This window comes from Acuticoccus kandeliae (genome assembly GCF_003073115.1).
In genome coordinates this window covers 1-303 of sequence record NZ_QBBV01000164.1, presented here as the reverse complement: position 1 = coordinate 303, position 303 = coordinate 1, and the positions used below count along the sequence as shown (strand labels likewise).

1 protein-coding gene is annotated in these 303 nt (G+C 68.3%); it reads left to right on the top strand.

Translation table 11 applies throughout. The annotated features are described in order from the left end of the window. Positions 1 to 303: 50S ribosomal protein L6 (locus DBV35_RS29785; RefSeq protein ID WP_108663938.1), on the top strand; the 303-nt coding region annotated here is incomplete at both ends.

Here is a 303-nt window from a genome sequence, read left to right as displayed (position 1 = left end):
GGTCGGCGTCAGCGCCGGCTACGAGAAGAAGTTGGAGATCCACGGCGTGGGTTACCGCGTGCAGCTGAAGGGGCAGAACCTCGAGTTCGCCCTGGGCTACTCGCACCCGGTCGTGATCGAGCCGGCGGAGGGCATCACCTTCGCGGTCGAGTCGCCGACCCGGTTCTCGGTCTCCGGCATCGACAAGCAGCTGGTCGGCGAGACCGCTGCCAACATCCGGAAGCTGCGCCGCCCCGACCCGTACAAGGGCAAGGGTGTGCGGTACGCCGGCGAGCAGGTCCGCCGCAAGGTCGGAAAGACGGG